At 41.9% G+C, this 20062-nt stretch carries 25 protein-coding genes; 16 read left to right on the top strand and 9 right to left on the bottom strand.

The window, feature by feature from the left end; all coding sequences use genetic code 11:
- Window positions 1-96 precede the first annotated feature (96 nt).
- From HMPREF1150_RS08985 to HMPREF1150_RS09020, 8 genes are all read left to right on the top strand, one after another.
- Window positions 97-372 (top strand): PspC domain-containing protein, encoded by a 276-nt coding sequence (locus HMPREF1150_RS08985; RefSeq protein ID WP_032905380.1) that lies wholly within the window; start codon window positions 97-99, stop codon window positions 370-372.
- Window positions 373-443: 71 nt separating this feature from the next.
- Window positions 444-932: a hypothetical protein gene (locus HMPREF1150_RS08990; protein WP_009659347.1), complete on the top strand. Its 489-nt coding sequence runs from the start codon at window positions 444-446 to the stop codon at window positions 930-932.
- A 12-nt stretch (window positions 933-944) separates the two neighbouring features.
- On the top strand, window positions 945-1394 hold the full coding sequence (locus tag HMPREF1150_RS08995) for a hypothetical protein (protein WP_009659266.1): 450 nt from the start codon (window positions 945-947) through the stop codon (window positions 1392-1394).
- A gap of 47 nt (window positions 1395-1441) precedes the next feature.
- Window positions 1442-1933 carry an NUDIX domain-containing protein gene (locus tag HMPREF1150_RS09000; RefSeq protein ID WP_009659262.1) on the top strand — a complete coding sequence of 164 codons (492 nt, stop codon included), beginning with the start codon at window positions 1442-1444 and terminating at the stop codon, window positions 1931-1933.
- A gap of 138 nt (window positions 1934-2071) precedes the next feature.
- Window positions 2072-3007, top strand: coding sequence for an HPr(Ser) kinase/phosphatase (gene hprK / locus HMPREF1150_RS09005; RefSeq protein ID WP_009659315.1), 936 nt, complete (start codon window positions 2072-2074; stop codon window positions 3005-3007).
- Window positions 3000-3785, top strand: coding sequence for a prolipoprotein diacylglyceryl transferase (gene lgt / locus HMPREF1150_RS09010; RefSeq protein ID WP_002894973.1), 786 nt, complete (start codon window positions 3000-3002; stop codon window positions 3783-3785). The genes hprK and lgt overlap by 8 nt, the downstream gene beginning before the upstream one ends.
- A 57-nt stretch (window positions 3786-3842) precedes the next feature.
- The gene (locus HMPREF1150_RS09015; protein WP_002897219.1) at window positions 3843-4241 is read left to right on the top strand and encodes a DUF948 domain-containing protein; all 399 of its coding nucleotides are present in this window, start codon (window positions 3843-3845) and stop codon (window positions 4239-4241) included.
- Between the two features lie 15 nt (window positions 4242-4256).
- Window positions 4257-4736 carry a YtxH domain-containing protein gene (locus tag HMPREF1150_RS09020; RefSeq protein ID WP_002909316.1) on the top strand — a complete coding sequence of 160 codons (480 nt, stop codon included), beginning with the start codon at window positions 4257-4259 and terminating at the stop codon, window positions 4734-4736.
- Between the two features lie 121 nt (window positions 4737-4857).
- On the opposite strand, the gene HMPREF1150_RS09025 is transcribed toward HMPREF1150_RS09020, so the two are convergent.
- Window positions 4858-5160 (bottom strand): DUF3270 family protein, encoded by a 303-nt coding sequence (locus HMPREF1150_RS09025; protein WP_009659279.1) that lies wholly within the window; start codon window positions 5158-5160, stop codon window positions 4858-4860.
- 130 nt (window positions 5161-5290) lie between these two features.
- Between HMPREF1150_RS09025 and HMPREF1150_RS09030 the strand changes: the two genes are divergently transcribed.
- The 3 genes from HMPREF1150_RS09030 to HMPREF1150_RS0111065 all read left to right on the top strand — a co-directional run bounded on the left by HMPREF1150_RS09030 (window position 5291) and on the right by HMPREF1150_RS0111065 (window position 8130).
- Window positions 5291-6220 (top strand): peptidase U32 family protein, encoded by a 930-nt coding sequence (locus HMPREF1150_RS09030; RefSeq protein WP_009659335.1) that lies wholly within the window; start codon window positions 5291-5293, stop codon window positions 6218-6220.
- 227 nt (window positions 6221-6447) lie between these two features.
- Window positions 6448-7734 (top strand): U32 family peptidase, encoded by a 1287-nt coding sequence (locus HMPREF1150_RS09035; RefSeq protein ID WP_009659250.1) that lies wholly within the window; start codon window positions 6448-6450, stop codon window positions 7732-7734.
- A gap of 72 nt (window positions 7735-7806) precedes the next feature.
- Window positions 7807-8130, top strand: coding sequence for a CHY zinc finger protein (locus HMPREF1150_RS0111065; protein WP_032905366.1), 324 nt, complete (start codon window positions 7807-7809; stop codon window positions 8128-8130).
- 26 nt (window positions 8131-8156) lie between these two features.
- Here the strand turns inward: HMPREF1150_RS0111065 and HMPREF1150_RS09040 are convergent, their stop codons facing one another.
- Window positions 8157-8513 carry a hypothetical protein gene (locus HMPREF1150_RS09040; protein ID WP_002897226.1) on the bottom strand — a complete coding sequence of 119 codons (357 nt, stop codon included), beginning with the start codon at window positions 8511-8513 and terminating at the stop codon, window positions 8157-8159.
- A gap of 90 nt (window positions 8514-8603) precedes the next feature.
- Here HMPREF1150_RS09040 and HMPREF1150_RS09045 point away from each other — a divergent pair, with 90 nt between their 5' ends.
- Window positions 8604-8816 carry a YdbC family protein gene (locus HMPREF1150_RS09045; RefSeq protein WP_002897227.1) on the top strand — a complete coding sequence of 71 codons (213 nt, stop codon included), beginning with the start codon at window positions 8604-8606 and terminating at the stop codon, window positions 8814-8816.
- Window positions 8817-8840: 24 nt separating this feature from the next.
- Here the strand turns inward: HMPREF1150_RS09045 and HMPREF1150_RS09050 are convergent, their stop codons facing one another.
- Both HMPREF1150_RS09050 and HMPREF1150_RS09055 read right to left on the bottom strand, forming a co-directional pair.
- Window positions 8841-9386 (bottom strand): biotin transporter BioY, encoded by a 546-nt coding sequence (locus HMPREF1150_RS09050; RefSeq protein WP_009659324.1) that lies wholly within the window; start codon window positions 9384-9386, stop codon window positions 8841-8843.
- A gap of 103 nt (window positions 9387-9489) precedes the next feature.
- Complete coding sequence (locus tag HMPREF1150_RS09055; RefSeq protein WP_009659274.1) at window positions 9490-10035, bottom strand: biotin transporter BioY; 546 nt, start codon at window positions 10033-10035, stop codon at window positions 9490-9492.
- A gap of 470 nt (window positions 10036-10505) precedes the next feature.
- On the opposite strand from HMPREF1150_RS09055, the gene HMPREF1150_RS09060 reads away from it, so the two are divergent.
- A complete protein-coding gene (locus tag HMPREF1150_RS09060; RefSeq protein ID WP_009659340.1) occupies window positions 10506-11237 on the top strand; it encodes a cyclase family protein in 732 nt (243 codons plus the stop codon).
- A gap of 352 nt (window positions 11238-11589) precedes the next feature.
- Here the strand turns inward: HMPREF1150_RS09060 and gorA are convergent, their stop codons facing one another.
- Window positions 11590-12939, bottom strand: a complete 1350-nt coding sequence (gene gorA / locus HMPREF1150_RS09065; RefSeq protein ID WP_009659273.1) for a glutathione-disulfide reductase — start codon at window positions 12937-12939, stop codon at window positions 11590-11592.
- A 209-nt stretch (window positions 12940-13148) separates the two neighbouring features.
- Between gorA and HMPREF1150_RS09070 the strand changes: the two genes are divergently transcribed.
- The 3 genes from HMPREF1150_RS09070 to HMPREF1150_RS09080 are packed head-to-tail and all read left to right on the top strand — an operon-like array spanning window position 13149 to window position 16262.
- Complete coding sequence (locus HMPREF1150_RS09070; protein ID WP_009659243.1) at window positions 13149-14312, top strand: efflux RND transporter periplasmic adaptor subunit; 1164 nt, start codon at window positions 13149-13151, stop codon at window positions 14310-14312.
- Entirely contained in the window at window positions 14296-14994 is a 699-nt protein-coding gene (locus tag HMPREF1150_RS09075; RefSeq protein WP_002912879.1) for an ABC transporter ATP-binding protein, read from the top strand. Before HMPREF1150_RS09070 ends, HMPREF1150_RS09075 begins: the two co-directional genes overlap by 17 nt.
- Complete coding sequence (locus HMPREF1150_RS09080; protein ID WP_009659328.1) at window positions 14994-16262, top strand: ABC transporter permease; 1269 nt, start codon at window positions 14994-14996, stop codon at window positions 16260-16262. The genes HMPREF1150_RS09075 and HMPREF1150_RS09080 overlap by 1 nt, the downstream gene beginning before the upstream one ends.
- 98 nt (window positions 16263-16360) lie before the next feature.
- Here the strand turns inward: HMPREF1150_RS09080 and lysS are convergent, their stop codons facing one another.
- From lysS to HMPREF1150_RS09100, 4 genes are all read right to left on the bottom strand, one after another.
- Entirely contained in the window at window positions 16361-17851 is a 1491-nt protein-coding gene (lysS, locus tag HMPREF1150_RS09085; RefSeq protein ID WP_009659254.1) for a lysine--tRNA ligase, read from the bottom strand.
- Between the two features lie 100 nt (window positions 17852-17951).
- Window positions 17952-18587, bottom strand: coding sequence for a histidine phosphatase family protein (locus HMPREF1150_RS09090; protein ID WP_009659339.1), 636 nt, complete (start codon window positions 18585-18587; stop codon window positions 17952-17954).
- Window positions 18588-18649: 62 nt separating this feature from the next.
- The gene (locus tag HMPREF1150_RS09095) at window positions 18650-19135 is read right to left on the bottom strand and encodes an aminoacyl-tRNA deacylase (RefSeq protein WP_009659306.1); all 486 of its coding nucleotides are present in this window, start codon (window positions 19133-19135) and stop codon (window positions 18650-18652) included.
- Entirely contained in the window at window positions 19128-19976 is an 849-nt protein-coding gene (locus HMPREF1150_RS09100) for a DUF368 domain-containing protein (protein WP_009659235.1), read from the bottom strand. The genes HMPREF1150_RS09095 and HMPREF1150_RS09100 overlap by 8 nt, the downstream gene beginning before the upstream one ends.
- Window positions 19977-20062 lie beyond the last annotated feature (86 nt).

Raw genomic sequence — 20062 nt, 5'->3', positions numbered from 1 at the left:
AGAATGAATATTCTAATCCATAATCAGCCTTTGGCCCGATTGTTTTCTTATAAAATATGGTAGAATAAAGTAAATATGATCATTGAGGTCTCTATCATGAACGTGAAATTCTATAAGTTGAAAAAGAATCGACTGATTTCCGGTGTCTTGTCCGGTCTGTCTGATAAATTTGATTTTGATCTGAGCCTGGTGCGCTTCCTCTTTATTATCTTTACTGTGGTCAATTTCGGCTTGGGAATTCTCATCTATATCCTGCTGGCCATGGTTATGCCTTATAAAGAAGACTTAGAAGAAGAAATGTACGGAACTGGTCCACGCAAACGAAAAGAAGCGGAAGCTATCGAAGACGATAAAGACGGTTGGTTTTGGTAATTCTTAATAAAATAGAAAATTTCGGGATGCACTCCCGATTTTTTACTAGATGAAGAGGAGAGAATGATTTTATGAAAAAATTTTCAATCATATGGTATGCACTCAAGTTCTTGCTTTATATTATTCTGTCATTTATTGTTAGTTTTGGAGGGTTTGGTCTTCTGGCTTTTCTCCTTAAGTTTAATTACGGCACTAGTCTGACAATGTCTTTTCTAGGGATGATGATTTTTGGCTATGGCTTTTTGAATTTTTTCTTCTTTCTGTTTACACCGCCAACTAATCAATCTCTGAAAAAAAGTGTTTTGCTACTATCTATTTTTATGCATCCGCTTTTTATTGCAGTTTCTGTTTTCTTTTTGAATAGTTCTCATGCAGATGGTCTAAGTAATTGGTTCAATAGCCTTAAGAGCATGATTCCAATATTCTTCATTATTATTCTGGTTAATACGTTTCTTTATTTCTTAGCCTATTCTATCAAAAAGGCACGTGAGCAGCTACATATGGCTAAACAAATGGAAAAGAGTGAGTCACTTGATTTATCAGATCATTTTGAAGATTAGAAAGGCAGCATTATGAAACAATTTTCTTTACCGGTGTATTTGTGGAAATTTTTCCTCTATTTGATTATTAGTTTAATTCTACATCTAGTTCTTATTTTTGTAGCGGGCATGGTGGCAGGGGGATATGCTCTCTTTTTTGTTTTCTTTATAGGTATTCTAGCTTTTCCATTTGGTCTATGGAATTTCTTCTTTTTCTGGAAAGTATTATCTCCGGAGCAAAGCTCAAAGCGTTTAGTAGGACTTGTATCTATCTTATTTCTGCCAGTTCTAACTCTCATAATTTATGGTTTTGTTGGAGGTTTCCAAATAATTATAAACTCCCTTCCTAGCAGCCTATTTTATATTTTTGGTATGCTAGTTTCAAATACAATCGTATTCTCTATAGCTCATTCAATCAATCTTTCTAACTATAAAAAGCGAGATATGTCTCAAACTGAAAATGATCAGAGTGAAATAGACTGAACCTTACAAATTCAACGAAAACCTAAGCACTTATCCAAGGAGGAAATATGACAGAAGTTTGGAATGCTTATGACTTAAATCGAAATCAACTCCCTCATCTCCTGGTTCGAGGAGAAAAAATTCCTGAAGGACAGTTTCATCTCTGTGTCAATGTCTTGGTTCGCCATCAGGATGGCGATATTCTCTTTATGCGACGGTCAGCAAATAAAAGTCTCTATCCTGGCTACTATGAGTTCGGAGCGGGAGGCAGTGTGCTGGCAGGAGAGGATAGTCAGACAGCCGCCCTGCGTGAGTTAAAAGAGGAAACGGGCCTGGTTCCTGACAGCATCAGGCTTTTGGAGCAGGTGTGCTCTATCAAAGACCAGTGCCATTTCGACTACTATGAGGTGGTTGTGTCTGGCGATAAGAGTCAAGTCCGCTATCAGGAAGGCGAAACAGATGCTCATGTCTGGTTACCCCTGAAAGAGGTCCCTGCCTTTGTAGAAAACCATCCCTGTTTTAATAACCAAAAGAAGATTCTTAACAGCCTGATTGACTAAGACTATGGCTGTTTTTCTATTTTTACTAAAAAGTTGATTTAAATCAAAATATTTTTTCGACCTAAAATCAATCTTAAAGATTCTTTTGAGGTAAAAATTTGCTATAATAGAAGCAGACAAATTTGAAGGGAGAAGACAATGTCAGTAAAGGTCAAAGACCTCTTAAAAATGTCTCGTCTGTCTCAGGAGTACGGAGATAAAGTTTTACTGGAGAAAGAAATTAAAACTTCAGATATTTCTCGGCCTGGACTTGAAATGACTGGATATTTTGATTTTTATACACCCGAGCGGATACAACTGATTGGGATGAAAGAGTGGTCTTATCTGATGAAGATGAGCTCTCATAATCGCCATCAAGTACTGCTGAAAATGTTCCAGCCTGAGACGCCGGTGGTTATCATTGCTCGAAATTTAGAGATTCCTAAAGAAATGATTGAGGCGGCTGATGAGAAGCAGGTTGCTATTCTTAGAAGCAAAACCTCCACCAGTCGCTTGTCTGGAGAAATTTCCAGTTATCTTGATTCCCGGCTAGCTGAGAGAACCAGTGTCCATGGGGTCCTGATGGATATCTATGGAATGGGAGTTCTCATCCAAGGAGACAGTGGAATTGGTAAAAGTGAAACAGGGCTTGAGTTGGTTAAGCGTGGCCATCGTTTGGTTGCGGACGATCGAGTGGATATCTATGCCAAGGATGAAGTGACTCTTTGGGGAGAACCGGCTGAAATCCTGCGCCACCTATTGGAAATTCGTGGTGTTGGTATCATCGATGTCATGAGCTTATACGGAGCCAGTGCAGTAAAAGATTCTTCTCAAGTTCAGATAGCTGTCTATTTGGAGAATTACGATACTCAAAAAACTTTTGACCGTCTAGGTAATGATACAGAGGAGCTGGAGGTTGCCGGTGTCAGAATTCCACGTATTCGGATTCCTGTAAAGACTGGCCGCAATATCTCAGTCGTGATTGAAGCTGCAGCGATGAACTATCGAGCTAAGCAAATGGGCTATGATGCTACCAAGATCTTTGAAGAACGCCTCACTGATTTAATTAGCCGAAATGAGGTGAAACATGATTGATCCAGTAGCTATCCAACTTGGGCCTATCAGTATTCGCTGGTATGCCATCTGTATTGTCACAGGCTTAGTTTTAGCCGTTTATCTTGCCATGAAGGAGGCTCCACGTCGGAAGATTATTCCTGATGATATTTTGGATTTTATCCTAGTGGCTTTTCCCGTAGCCATCGTGGGTGCCCGGCTTTATTACGTGGCCTTTGAATGGGATTATTACGGTAAGAATCTGATAAAAATCATTGATTTTTGGAATGGCGGAATAGCAGGTATTGCCATTTATGGTGGGCTGATAGCTGGTGCCATTGTTCTCTATTTCTTCTGTCGGAGAAGGCTGATTCACCCAGTTGATTTTCTGGATATTGCAGCACCAAGTGTGATGATTGCCCAGAGTATTGGTCGCTGGGGAAATTTTGCCAACCATGAAGCCTATGGTGCAGCAGTCAAGAGTTTGGACTATCTGCCTAGCTTTATTCGTGAGAATATGTATATCGAGGGCAGCTACAGACAGCCAACTTTCCTCTATGAATCTGTATGGAACCTAATTGGCTTTATCTTGATTATTGTTCTCCGCCGTCGGCCTAAGTTGCTGAGGCAGGGAGAAATCGCCGCCTTCTATCTAATTTGGTATGGATTTGGTCGGATGATTATTGAGGGTATGCGGACGGACAGTCTTATGTTTGCTGGTCTGCGCGTTTCCCAATGGCTGTCGCTGATTCTTATTTTTGTCGGAATCGGCATCATCATTTACCAAAGAAAAAAGAAAGCCCCTTATTATCAAGAATAAGAAATGCTTAGAGCCGCTGACTCTTGTAAGAGATGTCTGCAATGAAAGGAGAGAAATATGATAATTGAAATTGCTTATGCATTACTAGCGGTAGCGCTCATTATCTTCGTGATTTACTTGACGATTACTGTCAAAAATCTGGGCGAGAAAGCTGGTAAAATGCTAGATGAAACAGAAAATACCATCAAGGTCTTGACTTCTGATGTCAACGTGACCCTTCACCAAACCAATGATTTACTGGCCAAGGTCAATGTCTTAACTGACGACATCAATCAAAAAGTCGCAACCATTGATCCTTTGTTTACAGCTGTGGCGGACCTGTCTGAGTCCGTTTCAGATTTGAACGTTCAGGCGCGTACGCTGAGTAAAAAAGCGGTGTCTGCTGGTAAAGGAACCGTCAAAACTACAGCTGGTTTATCTGCTTTGCGTTTTGCTTCAAAATTGTTTAAAAAATAAGAAAGAAGGTCTATTATGGGAAAATTTTCATCACTGTTATTGGGCGCTGTTACTGGTGCAGCTGCTGCCTATTTTCTGACCAGTAAGAAAGGAAAGGAAACGACAGATAAGGTTCGGGACTTTGTTAAGGAATACCAAGAAAATCCTGATGATATCCATGAAGCTGTCGTTCAGTCTGCTAAAGACTTTTCAAATCAAGCTGTTAGCGCAATTCAACAAACCAAAGAAAAGGTTGAGAAAGGCGAGATTACAACTGAAACAGTCATCGAATCTGTCAAAGAAACGACAAAATCTGTCGTTGACTACTCACAAGATAAGTTTAACGAAATCAAAGAAAAATTTGATAAAGAAGAAAGCAGCTTAGCTGAGGAAGAACCTGTGATCTTCGAAGAGGGAGAAGAACCTTCAGAAGAAATCATCATTGACTTCGGAGCAGAAGCGACAGAAGGACAAGAAGAAAAGGCTGTTGAAATAGACAGTCAAGAAGAAAAATAAAACAAAGAAGACTAGCAAAATTGCTAGTCTTCTTTGTTTACAAGAACGAAAAAAAGAACCGAGGACTTAAAGCGTCGTCGGTTTTTCTTATATTTTAAAATCGTAGAATCACAAGGTTGGTTTATTTGTTAGTTTGGCGTTTCTTTGCGAACAGGCGATAAGATTGAATGCTAATCAGGCTGGAAGCAATGGCCAAAGTGAAGGACATAAATGTATTCATTTTTAAACTCAAAAATACAAAGCTAAACAAAACTGTCAAGACACAGAAAACAGCAATATTTAAGAAGAAAAAGAGTTCACTTAATCTTGGTGATGTTTCTGCTTCAGGTAAGTACTCTTGATAGAGTGGTGTTTGTTCAGATTCAATTTCTTGGTAGTAGTAGTCAGTTGGGTCATCATATTGTTGGTATTTTCTTACGTGCATAATTCTCTCTCCTTACAGTACCCTCTAATTCTACCATTTTTTTGCAGTTTTAAATATTACAAAAGAGTTACAAAACGAATAAATTCGAATGAAAAACCACTCCTTTATATTTTTTTGCTATAATGGTTGTATGAAAAAGATAATTATTACAGCAACAGCTGAAAGTATAGAACAAGTTGAGGAACTTTTGAAGGCGAATGTCGATCGAATTTATGTCGGAGAGAAAAATTATGGCCTTCGTTTGCCTCATAATTTTAGTTTAGACGAATTAACTCGAATTTCTGACTTGGTTCACCAAGCAGGAAAAGAGTTGACCGTTGCGGTGAACGCGCTCATGCATCAAGAAATGATGGATAAGATCAAGCCCTATCTTGATTTTCTGCAGGAGATTGGGGCAGATTATATTACCGTTGGTGATGCTGGTGTTTTCTATGTGCTGCAGCGCGATGGTTATAAATTAAAGACCATTTACGATGCCTCGACCATGGTTACCAGCAGCCGTCAGGTTAACTTTTGGGCTAAGAACGCAGGAGTTTCAGAAGCTGTCCTAGCGCGTGAGATTCCTTCTGCTGAGCTTTTTAAGATGCCAGAAATTCTGGAAATTCCTGCTGAAGTCTTGGTTTACGGAGCTAGTGTCATCCATCACTCCAAGCGTCCTCTTTTGCAGAATTACTATAATTTTACTCATATCGATGATGAAAAGACACGGGAGCGAGACCTCTTTCTGGCGGAACCAAGCGATCCGCAGAGCCATTACTCGATTTTTGAGGACAATCATGGTACTCATATTTTTGCCAATAATGACTTGGATTTGATGACCAAGCTGATAGAGTTGGTTGACCATGGATTCTGCCACTGGAAGTTGGAAGGTCTCTACACACCTGGTCACAACTTTGTCAAGATTGCTAAGATTTTTGTAGAGGCAAGGGATTTGATTGAAGCAGGCAAGTTTAGCTCAGACCAAGCTTTTGTGCTGGATGAAGCGATTCACAAACTGCATCCGAAAAATCGTTTTCTCGATACCGGATTTTATGACTATGATCCTGATATGGTAAAATAAATATTTAAACTAGGACTCCTTTTAGGAGTTCTTTTTTGAGAACAAAAATAATATTTATAAAGCAGGGTTAAAAAATAGATGTTTCAAACTGTTTTTTGAATTAATTCGAATAATCTGAAAATTAGAATTGTGAAAATAATTCAAAGAACCTTGCTTTTAGGGGTAAATTACTATAAAATAATAAGGATTAGACATCAACACTTTTATATTGCAAATAGGAGAAAATGATGGCAAGAAAGTTTAAACGACCAGAGGTGTTATCACCTGCTGGTACTTTGGAAAAGCTAAAAGTAGCTGTTCGATATGGAGCAGATGCTGTTTTTATTGGCGGACAGGCCTATGGTTTGCGCAGTCGGGCTGGGAACTTTACCTTTGAACAGATGGAAGAAGGGGTTCAGTTTGCGGCTCGTTATGGTGCCAAGGTCTATGTCGCGGCCAATATGGTCATGCACGAGGGTAACGAAGAGGGAGCTGGTGAGTGGTTCCGACATTTGCGAGACATCGGGATTGCGGCTGTCATTGTTTCAGATCCGGCTTTGATTGCTATTGCAGCATCAGAAGCACCTGGTCTGGAAATCCACCTATCGACTCAGGCCAGTGCGACCAACTATGAAACGCTTGAGTTCTGGAAAAATCTAGGCTTGACTCGTGTTGTTCTAGCTCGCGAAGTTTCTATGGCTGAGCTAGCTGAAATTCGCCGACGGACTGACGTTGAAATAGAAGCCTTTGTTCATGGAGCGATGTGTATTTCCTACTCTGGACGCTGTACATTATCCAACCATATGAGTATGCGCGATGCCAATCGTGGAGGCTGCTCGCAATCCTGCCGTTGGAAATACGACCTCTACGATATGCCTTTCGGACAAGAACGTAAGAGCTTGAAGGGGGAAGTTCCGGAAGAATTTTCCATGTCCGCAGTTGATATGTCCATGATTGACCGCATACCAGACATGATTGAAAATGGAGTAGATAGCTTGAAGATTGAGGGACGGATGAAGTCTATTCATTATGTTTCTACGGTGACTAACTGCTATAAAGCAGCTGTAAATGCTTATCTAGAAAGTCCTGAAAAGTTTGAAGCTATCAAGCAAGACTTGGTCGATGAGATGTGGAAGGTTGCTCAACGTGAATTGGCCACAGGATTCTACTATCATACTCCAACAGAGAATGAGCAGCTTTTCGGAGCGCGACGCAAGATTCCAGAATACAAATTTGTAGCAGAAGTAGTAGCCTATGACGCAGACAGTCAGACAGCGACTATTCGTCAGCGAAATGTTATTCACGAAGGGGATCAGGTTGAATTTTACGGACCGGGCTTCCGTCATTTTGAAACCTTTATCACAGACCTTCGAGATGCTGATGGTAACAAAATTGATCGGGCTCCTAATCCGATGGAGCTTCTGACCATTCACTTGGAGCAGCCCGTAGAAGCTGGCGATATGGTGCGGGCTCGAAAGGAAGGCTTGATTAATCTATACAAGGAAGATGGCACTAGCGTGACCGTCCGAGCTTAATCTTATATTCATAGGTGGTTTTTTAATCTAAAAGCCATCTTTATGAATAGAGGTTATCAGAGAGGATGTAGCATGATGCAGGTTTACGGAGATATTCTTGATGAGGAGACTCGCTGCCAGCATTATCATAGTGAGAAAGATATCGTAGCTCTTAAATGCTTTAATTGTCAGAAATACTATCCTTGCTTTCTCTGTCATGACCGCTACGAAGATCATGTTTTTCTGGCCTATCCTGTGAGTCGGTCAGAAGATCGAGTAGTTCTTTGTGGTCATTGCAGGACTGAGCTGACTATTTCCCAGTATCTTGACTGTAAGGATACTTGTCCTATCTGTACTCATCCTTTTAATCCAGGCTGCAAGAAGCATCGATCAATTTATTTTCAGACAAACAAATAACTCTTCCATCCAGCTGGATAGAAGAGTTATCTTTTGAAACGACGGTTGGTGATGCGAATGTCCTTCTTTTGGGCTTCACGGATATTATTGGGTACGAGACTGATTCGCTTGATGTCTTGCACGCGGATAATAGTGGTCATACTTTTCTTGAAATTTTTAATAATCAGCTGCTGGCGCTCGCGATCGTATTTGACAATGTCACCAGTGAAGCTTTTATCCAGAAAGATAACGTGGACACCAGATTGTTTTCGCAGAGCTAGCTCGATGGTACGCAGGATGCGGCCACTGTCCTCTGGTCCTTGTTCATTCTTTTTGCCACTGATAAATTCGTTGGCTCTTTGTAAAATCATTTCGAGATATTTTTTCATAGCTAAAATCTCCATAACTTGTTACAATATATTATATAACAAAATTCCCTAAATTGTAAATTCTTTTACGAATTATTAGTTGGAAAATAAAACAAGAGGTGAAATATGGCAGAATTTACATTCGAAATCGAAGAAAAACTTCTGGTCCTATCTGAAAATGACAAGGGCTGGACTAAGGAGCTTAATCGCGTTAGCTTTAATGGAGCACCAGCTAAGTATGATATTCGGACTTGGAGTCCAGACCACAGCAAAATGGGCAAGGGAATTACACTTTCTAATGAAGAATTCCAAGTTCTCGTGGATGCATTTAAAAACTGATAGAGAAAGCTCTATCAGTTTTTTCTATTTCTCTGAAAAGTAGGGATGAAATTTCAGACTCTTAAAAATAGGAATGCTGATGATGGTGATGACAACCATTTTTAGCAAATCAGGCAGGATAAAAGGAGTTAGTCCAACCGCGACCGACTTAGAGAAATCAAATCCTCCCAAGAAATGCAGTCCTAAGATACCACCGACAAAGACGAGAGCATCACCCAATACATTGGCTATAAAAACCATATAGAAAGGACTGTCCTTATGGGTCAGACTGGATGTCACAAAGGCAAAGAGTAAGTAGAACCAGAGATAGCCGGCGCTAGGGCCAAAGAGAGCCTGGAAACCACCACTTCCTCCAGCAAAGACCGGTAGGCCGATAGCTCCCAGCAGCAGATAAATAAAGACTGACAAAACTGCTTCGCGAGGTTTGAAAATCGTTGCAATCAAACCGATAACAAAAGTCTGCAGCGTGATGGGAACGGGGCCAATGGAAATAGTTAATTGGGATAGGACAGCTAGGAAGGCAGCTCCGATAGCTGGGAGGGCAAGAAGAAATGCTTTGTTCTTGTTCATAAATAGTAAACCTCTTTTTAATTTTATGGTAACTATTTTAAAAGCTAAATAAAAAAAAGTCAAGTCCTTCTTAATCGGACGAGACAATTATACAGACAGATTCTTATTTCTCTGAAAAGTAGGGATGAAATTTCAGACTCTTAAAAATAGGGATGCTGATAATGGTGATGGCAATAATTTTTATCAATCCAGGCAGGATAAAAGGAGTTAGGCCAACGTCTACTGACTTAGAGAAATCAAGTCCTCCAAAAAACTGCAGCCCTAAGATACCACCGACAAAGACGAGAGCGGCACCCAATACATTGGCTATAAAAATCATATAGAAAGGACTGTCCTTATGAGTCAGACTGGATGTCACAAACGAAAAGGGTAAGAAGAACCAGAGATAGCCGGCGCTAGGGCCAAAGAGAGCCTGAAAACCACCGCTTCCTCCAGCAAAGACCGGCAGACCAATAGCTCCCAGCAATAGATAAATAATGACTGACAAAACCGCTTCGCGAGGTTTGAAAATCGTCGCAATCAGACCGATAACAAAAGTCTGCAGCGTGATGGGAATGGGGCCGATGGAAATAGTAAATTGGGACAGGACAGCTAGAAAAGCTGCTCCGATAGCTGGGAGGGCAAGAAGAAAAGCTTTGTTCTTGTTCATAAATAGTAAACCTCTTTTTAATTTTATGGTAACTATTTTAAAAGCTAAATAAAAAAAGTCAAGTCCTTCTTAATCGGACGAGACAATTATACAGACAGATTCTTATTTTCGTTTCTTGCTTCTGACGAGCAAGACGAAGAAGGCGATAAGACCAAAAATATTAAAGAAAAGGATGCCCAAGGCTGCAAGAAGCTTTTTCGTTTTACTCATCTGTTTCCCTCGTTTCTGGATTGCTTTGTTCTATCATATCAAAATTTTCAATGCTTGAATAGGTTTCATTAGAAAAAATAGCTATAGCTTTAAACTATATTATTTTCAATAAAAAAGGATTATCTAAAAGTGCTATAAAGAATTGCAGCAGCACACTTTGATTGATATAATAATGCAAAAGTAAATAAGAGTTTTTGCTAGAGGTGTGGGTGCGTAATCAACATCTTCCTAAAGCAAGACTGACTAGATTAGAGAAGGCTATGACAGATTTATTAAAAATTTATCAGGAACTACAGGAGAAAAAATGGGTTAACTTGTCCCATCAGATTAGGGAAGACAGTCCGCATTTTCCAGCTCTACCTGCCTTGGAGAAGAAGGACATTTTCACTTTGAAAGACGGTTTTCATGTTCAGCAGTTTTCTGTAGTTGGCCAGTACGGGACTCATATTGATGCTCCGATTCACTTTGTGGAGGGTGGTCGCTGGTTGGAAGAGATTGAACTAAAAGATCTTTTCCTGCCTTTGGTGGTTATTGATAAGTCTAAGGAAGTAGCAGAGAATCCAGACTTTATACTGGGCAAGCAGGATATTTTAGATTTTGAAGCGGAGCACGGGCAGATTGAGCCAGGAACGTTTGTTGCTTTTCGTTCAGACTGGTCCAAGCGTTGGCCAAGTCAATCAGCTATGCGCAATCTGGATGATCAGGAGATTCAGCATACTCCTGGGTGGGGACAGGATGCTCTAGAGTTCCTTATCCATGAGCGTGGTGTCAAGGCGGTAGGTCACGAAACTTTTGATACAGATGCGGGTATTCCTACAGCGGAGCATGGGCTGCTCAATGAATATTATCTTTTGGAGCAGGACATTTATCAGCTAGAAGTTATGACTAATCTGGATCAGCTGCCGGCTAAGGGTGCTCTCATCTCAATTAGCTTCCCCAACTGGCATCAAGCCAGCGGTTCACCAGTTAGGGCTGTAGCTATTTTACCATAAAGAAAAAGGAGTCTGAGATTTCATTTCAGGCTCCTTGTCTCATATAATAACTAATAAAAAAATTGCTTTTTATAATCTTTGGAATTTCTTGATGGATATTTGTTAATTACCTTTTTAAATAGTGATGTAGTAGTCTATGGTCTGAAAAAAATCTGAATTTCTTCCATTAGACTGATATTTGAAAGGAATGTCAAATGAAGTTGAAATAGTTTTGATTACAATCTTACAAAAATGTAAGATTCGTCTGTAAAATGAAAGATTAGGTTATGGAACGATCAACATCTTTATTATAAAATGGTAGCAGAAGTCAAAAAGAGGCTGGAATACCAAACCTCTTCTGATTTTGAATTTTTTATCGCATGGTCACGAATTCTTCGGAACCTGTCGGGTGAATAGCAACCGTAGCATCAAAGTCAGCTTTGGTAGCGCCCATTTTGATAGCAACTGCGAAACCTTGAATCATCTCGTCTACCCCGTAGCCGATACCGTGCAGACCGACGACCTTTTCATCCTCACCGACAGTGATGAGCTTGAACTTGGCCTGTTGGCGGTGTTGGGTGACAGCTGAATACATGGATGTGAAGCTAGATGTGTAAACGTGGATATTTTCAGCTCCGTAAGTCTTGATAGCCTCCACCTCAGTCAGGCCGACTGTTCCAATAGCGGGATGGGAGAAGACGACGGTTGGAATAGTTGAGTAGTCCATCTTAGCATCTATTTTGCCATTGAAAAGACGCTCAGACAGGGTCCGTCCAGCCTTGATAGCAACAGGAGTTAATTCTTTTTCACCTGTTACATCGCCAAGAGCATAGATACCTGGAACCACAGTGTTTTGGTACTCATCTACAGCGATGAAGCCACGTTCATTGAGAGTGACGCCAGCTGCTTCCAGATTGAGGTCTTGAACATTTGGCTTACGTCCGATTGCCCAGATGACATGCTGTGCTGTGTGACTGCTGCCATCTTCAAAGTAGAGTTTGAGCTGACCATCAGGAAGTTTTTCCAGCTTTTGTGGAATCTTATGGGTATGAAGCTGGAGTCCAGACTTTTCCATTTCTTGGAGTAAACCGTCAATTAGATAGCTGTCAAAGTTGCGCAGTGGTCGATCCTTACGAACAAAAAGGTCTGTTTTAACTCTCAGAGCATGGAGCACGCCGGCTAGCTCAACTGCTATATAGCCTGCTCCGACAATGGCAACAGATTCAGGTAATTCTTCCCAAGCAAAGACATCGTCGGAATTCTCGCCGTAGCCTGCGCCAGGGATATTTGGAATAGCAGCATGAGCACCCGTCGCGATAACGATATGCTTGGCGCGAATAAGCTCACCGTTGACTTGGACAGTGTTTGCATCCACAAAACGGGCACGTCCTTCGATCAGCTCAACACCATTCCGCTTGAAGCTACCATCATAGGACGAACGTGCTCGGTCAATATAAGCTTCGCGATTTTTCCGAAGGGTAGCAAAATCAAAAGCTTGATTATCAGAGGTAAATCCGTAGTCTGGTCCATAATGATGGATAGCTTCAGCGATTTGAGCTCCGTACCACATAATCTTCTTTGGGACACAGCCAACATTGACACAGGTGCCACCCAGTTTCTTTTCTTCAATAACGGCAACCTTGGCACCGTATTCGCCGGCCCGATTCATGGTAGCAATTCCCCCGCTGCCACCGCCAATAGCAATCATATCAAATTCTTTCATTTTGTTAGAATCTCCTTCTATTATATGAGGTAATTGTACCTTTTTTAGCAGGTGAATGCAAAAATCTGCTACGGATTTGAGTGGAGTGACTATCTGAGATAAAATAGCAACCATTTGTGAAAAACTGTAAATTTTTTTAGAAGAATTATGATAGCCTTGTGATATAATATAACAAAAGAAAATCGTTTTCATCAAGAGGAGGAAAAGAGATGAAAAAGTTAAAGAAATGGCAATTATTTAGCATTATTGGAGCTACGATTGCAGTTGTTGCAGGAGCAATTCTCTTCATGTTTTTAAATGGAGGGAATCCTGCTGAGATGCCGGTCGATACGACTCCATTAGTCCAGAAAGCCAAGGAAGGCTCAGTGGCTTCTTCTGTCTTGTTGACAGGCAATGTTACAGCCAGCAACGAGCAGTACATCTACTATGACAGCACCAAGGGTGACTTGGAAAATGTACTGGTCAATGTAGGCGATCAAGTGACTGCCGGTCAAGCTTTGGTTACTTATAAAAGTGCAGAGGCTCAGGCTGCCTATGATGCGGCTGCTCGGGCGGTTAGCAAAGCCGATCGTCAATTGCATGACTTGCAAACCAATGGTGTGACTGTAAATACAACTGGTGACGAAGAAGCAGATGGTGCGTCTGAAGCTCAGGCTCAGCGTTCTGTGGAGTCACAGGCAGCTGACCTGCGCGATGCTCGAGCTGATGCAGTGGATAATATGAATAAAGCGCAAGCTACTCTCAATGCCCTAACAGTGACCAGCACTGCAGATGGTACGGTCGTAGAAGTCAACCGTGATGTTTCAAAATCAACAACAGGTGCCACTCAAACCTTGGTTCACATCGTCAGCAATGGAAATCTGCAGATAAAGGGTGAATTATCCGAATACAATCTGGCTAACTTGTCTGTCGGTCAAGAAGTGACCATTACATCAAAGGTTTACCCAGATAAGAAATGGACTGGTAAAATCAGCTACATTTCCAACTATCCAAAAGACGGCCAGCAGGCAGCAGCTCAGCCATCTGGAACTGGTGGTAGCGGAACAGCTTCAGGTTCTAAATATCCATTTACAATTGACATTACCAGCGAGATTGGTGAGCTCAAACAAGGTTTCTCTGTCAATATTGAAGTTAAAAACAATACTCAGGGACTCATTGTGCCAGTTAGCAGTGTGGTAATGGACGGAGACAAAAACTATGTTTGGGTTCTGGAAAAAGGAGTTGCCAAGAAGACAGAAGTGACGCTCGGAAATGCTGATGCTGAAAATCAAGAAATCTCATCTGGTTTGACAAAGGATAGTAAAGTTATCATCAATCCGACAGATAGCTTGAAAGACGGTCAAGAGGTGAAATCTTATGAAGAAGCTAATTGAGTTAAAAAATATTAATAAGAGCTATCGCAATGGAGACCAGGAACTGCAGGTATTAAAAGACATCAGTCTGGAGGTTGAGGAGGGTGAGTTTGTTGCCATCATGGGACCGTCTGGATCTGGTAAGTCTACTCTGATGAATATCATTGGGATGCTGGATCGTCCGACCACTGGTGAATATCATCTGGGAAGCGAAGAAGTAGCTAAGCTAGGTGATAAGAAGCTGGCCAAGGTTCGAAATAAGCAAATCGGCTTTGTCTTTCAGCAGTTCTTTCTCTTGTCTAAGCTCAATGCCTTGCAAAATGTGGAACTGCCCTTGATCTATGCAGGTGTCGGTCTATCTAAACGTAAGTCCTTGGCTGAGCAGTTTCTGACCAAGGTGGAGCTGGACACGCGGATGCATCACCTGCCTTCAGAGCTTTCCGGAGGACAGAAGCAGCGGGTAGCCATTGCGCGTGCTTTGGTCAATAATCCCTCTTTGATTCTGGCTGACGAACCAACAGGAGCCTTGGATACTAAGACTGGTGAGCAGATTATGGAGCTCTTAACTGAGCTCAATCGAGAAGGGAAAACCATTATCATGGTGACCCACGAGCCTGAGATTGCTGCCTATGCCAAACGGCAGATTGTCATTCGTGACGGAATCATCTCGTCTGATAGCGCTAAGGAAGGAGGACTAGCCTAATGCAAAACTGGAAATTTGCCATTAGCTCCATTCTTGGACACAAGATGCGGTCTTTTCTGACCATGATTGGGATTATTATCGGAGTGGCTTCGGTTGTGGTTATCATGGCCTTAGGAGATTCCATTACCCGGCGGGTCAATGAGAGTTTTACCAAAAGTCAGAAAAACATGCGCCTCGTCTTTTCTCCTAAAAAGAGCAAGGACGGCTCCTACACACAAACGGCTGATCTCTATTCAGTAAATGTAGAAGATGAAAGCGAAGAAGTGGTGGAGCCACCCAAGGCCCAGGAAGCCTGGGTTAAGGAATTGACCCATATCAAGGGAGTGGACGGCTACTATGTGACCAACTCAGCTATGGAAACCTTTAGCTACGAAAATAAGCAGGCTGAGCGCGTCAACTTTGTCGGTGCAAACATGACTTATATTCAGGTGAAAAAATACAAAATCATTGCTGGTCGCGCTTTAAGACAGCAAGACTATCAAGGTTTTGCCAGTGTTGTGTTGCTGGACGAAGATCTGGCTGCGACTCTCTTTTCTTCCGCTGAAGAAGCAATCAATAAAATTGTGACAGTGGGTGCAAGTAACTATCGGGTGATTGGGGTTTATAGAGATCCTGAAACTGCTGCTGCATCTGGCTCCATGCAGGTCTATGGTGGTAATGCCATTACGACCAATACTCTCATAGCTGCTAACTTTGGAGTTGATGAAATTTCAGAGATTGTTCTTCGAGTGAATGATACTAGCTTGGTTCCAGAACTTGGTCCTAAGGTTGCCAAGAAATTAACAGAAATTGCTGGTCTCCAACAGGGCGAATATCAAGTGACAGATGATAGTGCCCTCTATCAGGAAGTGCAAAAAATTTATGGTGCCATGACAGGCGTTATCGGTGCTATTGCCGGAATCTCCCTCTTTGTCGGAGGTATCGGTGTCATGAATATCATGTTGGTATCGGTCACTGAGCGGACTCGTGAAATAGGTCTACGGAAGGCTCTGGGAGCAACGCGTGGCAACATACTGATGCAATTTTTGATTGAGTCTATGATTTTGACACTGATTGGTGGTTTGATTGGACTGGTTCTAGCTGCAGGACTTGCGTCTGTGCTAGGCTCAGCCATGAGTCAAATGCTGGAAGGAACTCCAGTGACGGTATCACTCACGGTCAGCATCGTCAGCCTTCTCTTCTCAGCAACTATCGGTGTTCTCTTCGGAATCCTGCCGGCCAACAAGGCCTCCAAACTGGATCCAATTGAAGCACTAAGATATGAATAATATAATTAAAAGTCTGGGGAACCAGACTTTTTTGTGATGAAAAAATCCTGCTGGAATTCCAGCAGGATTTGCATTCTTAATATCGTATAAAATACAGATTATTTCATCGTTGGGAAGAGCAGGACATCGCGAATGGTAGTCACGTCTGTTAGCAACATAACCAGACGGTCGATACCGATTCCTAGGCCTCCAGTTGGAGGCATACCGTATTCCAGTGCTTCAACAAAGTCATAATCAATGCCAGTTGCTTCGTCATCACCCAGTTCTTTGGCTTTTGCCTGTGCTTCAAAACGAGATAGTTGATCAATTGGATCGTTCAACTCGGTGAAGGCATTGGCATATTCTTTGGTCATGATGAAGAGCTCGAAACGGTCCGTGAAGCGTGGGTCTTCTGGATTTTTCTTAGCCAGAGGTGACACTGCTACTGGGTGACCGTAGACAAAGGTTGGCTGAATCAAGGTTTCTTCCACAAATTCTTCAAAGAAAGCATTGATAACATGGCCAACTTCGGTGAAGTGCTTTTCAAGCGGAACTTTCTTTTCCTGAGCCAAGGCAGCAGCTTCTTCAAAACTCATATCTTGCCAGAAATCAACACCAGTAATTTCCTTGATGGCGTCAACCATGTGAACGCGTTTAAATGGTTCATTAATCTTGATTTCAGTTCCTTGGTAGTTGACCGGTCCATCTCCATTAACAGAGACGGCTGCATGTTGGATAATGCCTTCAGTCAAGTCCATGATATCTTGGAAGTCCGCATAGGCTTGGTAAACCTCGATGGAAGTGAACTCTGGATTGTGAGTAGCATCCATTCCTTCGTTACGGAAGATACGGCCAATCTCATAAACTCGCTCCATACCACCGACGATGAGACGTTTAAGGTGAAGCTCGGTTGCAATCCGCAGTACCATGTCAATGTTTTGGGCATTGTGGTGGGTGATAAATGGACGGGCAGCAGCACCGCCAGCCTCATTGTGGAGAACAGGAGTTTCAACTTCAAGGAAGCCTTGGCCATCCAAGTAACGGCGGATTTCTGAGATGATTTTTGAGCGAGTGACAAAGCGTTCAAAGCTTTCGCGGTTGGAAATCAAATCCAAATAACGTTTACGGTAGATGGTTTCAACATCTGACAAGCCGTGGAATTTTTCAGGCAGGGGACGCAGAGCCTTAGACAGATGAGTAAGGTGTGTCGCCTTGATAGAAAGCTCCCCCATATCCGTCCGCATAATCTCACCTTCAATACCGAGGAAATCTCCTAAGTCAGCCTTTTTGAAGATTTCATAGTTTTCTTCACCAACCGCATCTTTACGAACATAAATCTGGATTTGGCCTTCACGATCTTGAATATGGGCAAAGCCAACTTTTCCTTTGCCGCGCTTGGTCATGAGACGGCCAGCGATAATAGCTGTTTCATTGAGTTCGTTTAATTCTTCTTTATCTTTATCGTTGTATTTTTCTTTCAGTTGATCAGAGTTAGCAGTCCGTTCAAAGCGTTTGCCAAAAGGGTCAATTCCCTGCTCAGCCAGCGCAGCCATTTTTTCACGGCGTATAATCTGCTGGTCGTTTAATTCCTCGATATGTTCAGTAGTCATGTTTTTCCTCCAAAAGTTTTCCTACCTATTTTATCACAAAAGGTAGGGAAATTCATCTATATTTGGCTATAAAGTAAGAAAAAAAGCTAGAAATCCAGCTTTACTTTTCTGCCTTTTCAAGTAGGTAATCCGTATTATTCCAAGTGATCAGTTCAAAATTCTCAAAGTCTTCTGTTTCAAGGATGGTGATACTGGCATTGGTCAGACCGCCATTCTTGCGTAAAAGAGGTGTATCATAGCCCAGCATAGTCCGAATGCTGGCGGTTAAGTTAGCACCGTGGCCGACAATGAGCACTTGTTCATAGTCCTTGTCCTTTAAGGTCTTGATAAAGGAAATGGTTCGGTGGGTAGTATGATAGACCGACTCAGCGTCAAAAAACGTATGATTAAATTGCGAAAGGTTGTGGCGGAAGGCAGTCATCTGATGCGGATAGATGGCTTCTATGGTAGAAATTTTTGCGCCTTCCAATTTTCCCAACTGCCATTCTCGCAGTTCAGGTACTGATGCGATTTCAGTCGGAAACTGGCTTTCTTCTTGGATAATCTCAGCAGAGCGAATGGCGCGAGGGAGGTCGCTGCTGTAAATCTTGCCAAATTGTGTCTGAGCCAGATGTTTTCCTAGGCTATGCAGTTCTTCAACGGCGGTTGGCAGCAGTGGCGAATCACCGCTGGCTCCCTGAAAGCGGCCTTCCTGATTCCATTCCGTTCTTCCGTGTCGGACAAAGTATAATTTCATAGTGGTTGATTGTTTCTTTCTTATTAGAGTTTATTGAGAATATTAGGTGCAGTATTGAAAAATTATGAACTAGGATTTTCCTTGAGGTCTGCAAAGTCAGCTTGAACAAAATCTGCTAAATCTTGAGCCTTGATTTCGATACTGCGGCCGACTTCGCCAGCTGACACGATGATGCTATCTCGCTCTAGAGCTGACTGGTCAATATAGATTGGAAAGTTGTGCTTTTGCCGGATACCGACAGGATTATTGGCTCCGTGGATATAGCCCGTTGTCTTTTCCAAGTCTTTCTGAGGAATCATACTGACCTTTTTATTACCAGAAATCTTGGCCATTTTCTTTTCGGACAGATGCTCTGTGATAGGTAAGATACCGATTAGTGTGTCAGTTTTGTCTCCTGTCAAGGCCAAGGTTTTATAAATCTGCGAACGGTCCAAGTCATCGGCTGGCTGTTCTGCTAAGGCATTTAGCTGCAGGCCTCGATGTTCAATCTTAGCCTTGCTTAAAATTTGCTCGACCAGTGTTTTTTTGATTTTTGTTTTTTTAGCCATTAGTGTATCTCTCTTCTAATTGTGACATCCAGAGTCCCAGCCAGGTTCCCAGACCGAAGAAAAAGGCTGCAAGGACAAGTGTCAATATAGAAACTCCATGATAGCTGATGCTTTCACTGTTTCCTGCTTGTGGCACTACAATGAGAAGTGTACTGGATAGGACGATGCCAATGATAAAGTGATAGACACGAGAGTAGTAGTTTTTCAAAATATGATCCATCAGCTTAGAGAAGAGAATCAGTGCCAAGGCTCCTCCAATTCCGATAGGAAGAAAAGTGCCCAAGAGATCCAGTTTGCGAAAGCCATTTAGCATAGGGGCATAGAGTCCTAAAATCAAGAGAAGGTTGGACGGACTGAGTCCGGGAATTAAAATGCCCAGTGCAATCAAGGCTCCTGCTAAGATGAAAGAGAGAAAGTTAGCTGGCAAGGTCCCTACCATGCCATTTAAGGAATAAAGAAAAATTCCTGAGACGATGAGGCTGACCCAGAAAACGAGAATATCAATCCGATCACGCTCACTTTTAGCAACAGACTCTTTAATGAGGCTAGGAACAGTCCCGATGATGGCTCCGGCAAATCCCCAGAGGACAATCACTTTGTAGTTGTCCAGCAGCAGATTGACAGGATGGGAGAAGGCAGCGATTCCTAAAACCATTCCGATTCCAACTGGTATGAAATAGAGAACATTTTCGACGAAGTTTTCCTTTAAGTGTGCTAAAAAATGAATCAAGCGTTCGTAAATACCTAAGATAGCTGCTAAAACACCGCCTGAAACTCCCGGCAAAATAAAGCCAAGTGCAATGACCATTCCTTTGAAAATTCTATTCAACCAAGAAATCATTGTATTTTCCTTTTCTAATTTCATTTATCAAATCATTATATCATAAAATATAGGCTTTATTAAGAGGAAACGACTGGAAATTTCCT

The organism is Streptococcus sp. AS14, from assembly GCF_000286495.1.
GTDB lineage: Bacteria > Bacillota > Bacilli > Lactobacillales > Streptococcaceae > Streptococcus > Streptococcus sanguinis_P.
Note: the sequence above shows the minus strand (reverse complement) of the source record. Positions and strands in the feature narration are given on the sequence as shown.

Coding starts and splice junctions, on each gene's coding strand:
- HMPREF1150_RS09060 (WP_009659340.1), top strand. CDS start 10,506: ATGACAGATTTATTAAAAATTTATCAGGAACTACAGGAGAAAAAATGG.
- HMPREF1150_RS09015 (WP_002897219.1), top strand. CDS start 3,843: ATGATAATTGAAATTGCTTATGCATTACTAGCGGTAGCGCTCATTATC.
- HMPREF1150_RS09000 (WP_009659262.1), top strand. CDS start 1,442: ATGACAGAAGTTTGGAATGCTTATGACTTAAATCGAAATCAACTCCCT.
- HMPREF1150_RS09090 (WP_009659339.1), bottom strand. CDS start 18,587: ATGAAATTATACTTTGTCCGACACGGAAGAACGGAATGGAATCAGGAA.
- HMPREF1150_RS09025 (WP_009659279.1), bottom strand. CDS start 5,160: ATGCACGTAAGAAAATACCAACAATATGATGACCCAACTGACTACTAC.
- HMPREF1150_RS09050 (WP_009659324.1), bottom strand. CDS start 9,386: ATGAACAAGAACAAAGCATTTCTTCTTGCCCTCCCAGCTATCGGAGCT.
- HMPREF1150_RS09045 (WP_002897227.1), top strand. CDS start 8,604: ATGGCAGAATTTACATTCGAAATCGAAGAAAAACTTCTGGTCCTATCT.
- HMPREF1150_RS08990 (WP_009659347.1), top strand. CDS start 444: ATGAAAAAATTTTCAATCATATGGTATGCACTCAAGTTCTTGCTTTAT.
- lgt (WP_002894973.1), top strand. CDS start 3,000: ATGATTGATCCAGTAGCTATCCAACTTGGGCCTATCAGTATTCGCTGG.
- HMPREF1150_RS09055 (WP_009659274.1), bottom strand. CDS start 10,035: ATGAACAAGAACAAAGCTTTTCTTCTTGCCCTCCCAGCTATCGGAGCA.
- HMPREF1150_RS0111065 (WP_032905366.1), top strand. CDS start 7,807: ATGATGCAGGTTTACGGAGATATTCTTGATGAGGAGACTCGCTGCCAG.
- HMPREF1150_RS09035 (WP_009659250.1), top strand. CDS start 6,448: ATGGCAAGAAAGTTTAAACGACCAGAGGTGTTATCACCTGCTGGTACT.
- HMPREF1150_RS09080 (WP_009659328.1), top strand. CDS start 14,994: ATGCAAAACTGGAAATTTGCCATTAGCTCCATTCTTGGACACAAGATG.
- HMPREF1150_RS09020 (WP_002909316.1), top strand. CDS start 4,257: ATGGGAAAATTTTCATCACTGTTATTGGGCGCTGTTACTGGTGCAGCT.
- HMPREF1150_RS08995 (WP_009659266.1), top strand. CDS start 945: ATGAAACAATTTTCTTTACCGGTGTATTTGTGGAAATTTTTCCTCTAT.
- HMPREF1150_RS09095 (WP_009659306.1), bottom strand. CDS start 19,135: ATGGCTAAAAAAACAAAAATCAAAAAAACACTGGTCGAGCAAATTTTA.
- hprK (WP_009659315.1), top strand. CDS start 2,072: ATGTCAGTAAAGGTCAAAGACCTCTTAAAAATGTCTCGTCTGTCTCAG.
- gorA (WP_009659273.1), bottom strand. CDS start 12,939: ATGAAAGAATTTGATATGATTGCTATTGGCGGTGGCAGCGGGGGAATT.
- HMPREF1150_RS09075 (WP_002912879.1), top strand. CDS start 14,296: ATGAAGAAGCTAATTGAGTTAAAAAATATTAATAAGAGCTATCGCAAT.
- HMPREF1150_RS09040 (WP_002897226.1), bottom strand. CDS start 8,513: ATGGAGATTTTAGCTATGAAAAAATATCTCGAAATGATTTTACAAAGA.
- HMPREF1150_RS09070 (WP_009659243.1), top strand. CDS start 13,149: ATGAAAAAGTTAAAGAAATGGCAATTATTTAGCATTATTGGAGCTACG.
- HMPREF1150_RS08985 (WP_032905380.1), top strand. CDS start 97: ATGAACGTGAAATTCTATAAGTTGAAAAAGAATCGACTGATTTCCGGT.
- lysS (WP_009659254.1), bottom strand. CDS start 17,851: ATGACTACTGAACATATCGAGGAATTAAACGACCAGCAGATTATACGC.
- HMPREF1150_RS09030 (WP_009659335.1), top strand. CDS start 5,291: ATGAAAAAGATAATTATTACAGCAACAGCTGAAAGTATAGAACAAGTT.
- HMPREF1150_RS09100 (WP_009659235.1), bottom strand. CDS start 19,976: ATGATTTCTTGGTTGAATAGAATTTTCAAAGGAATGGTCATTGCACTT.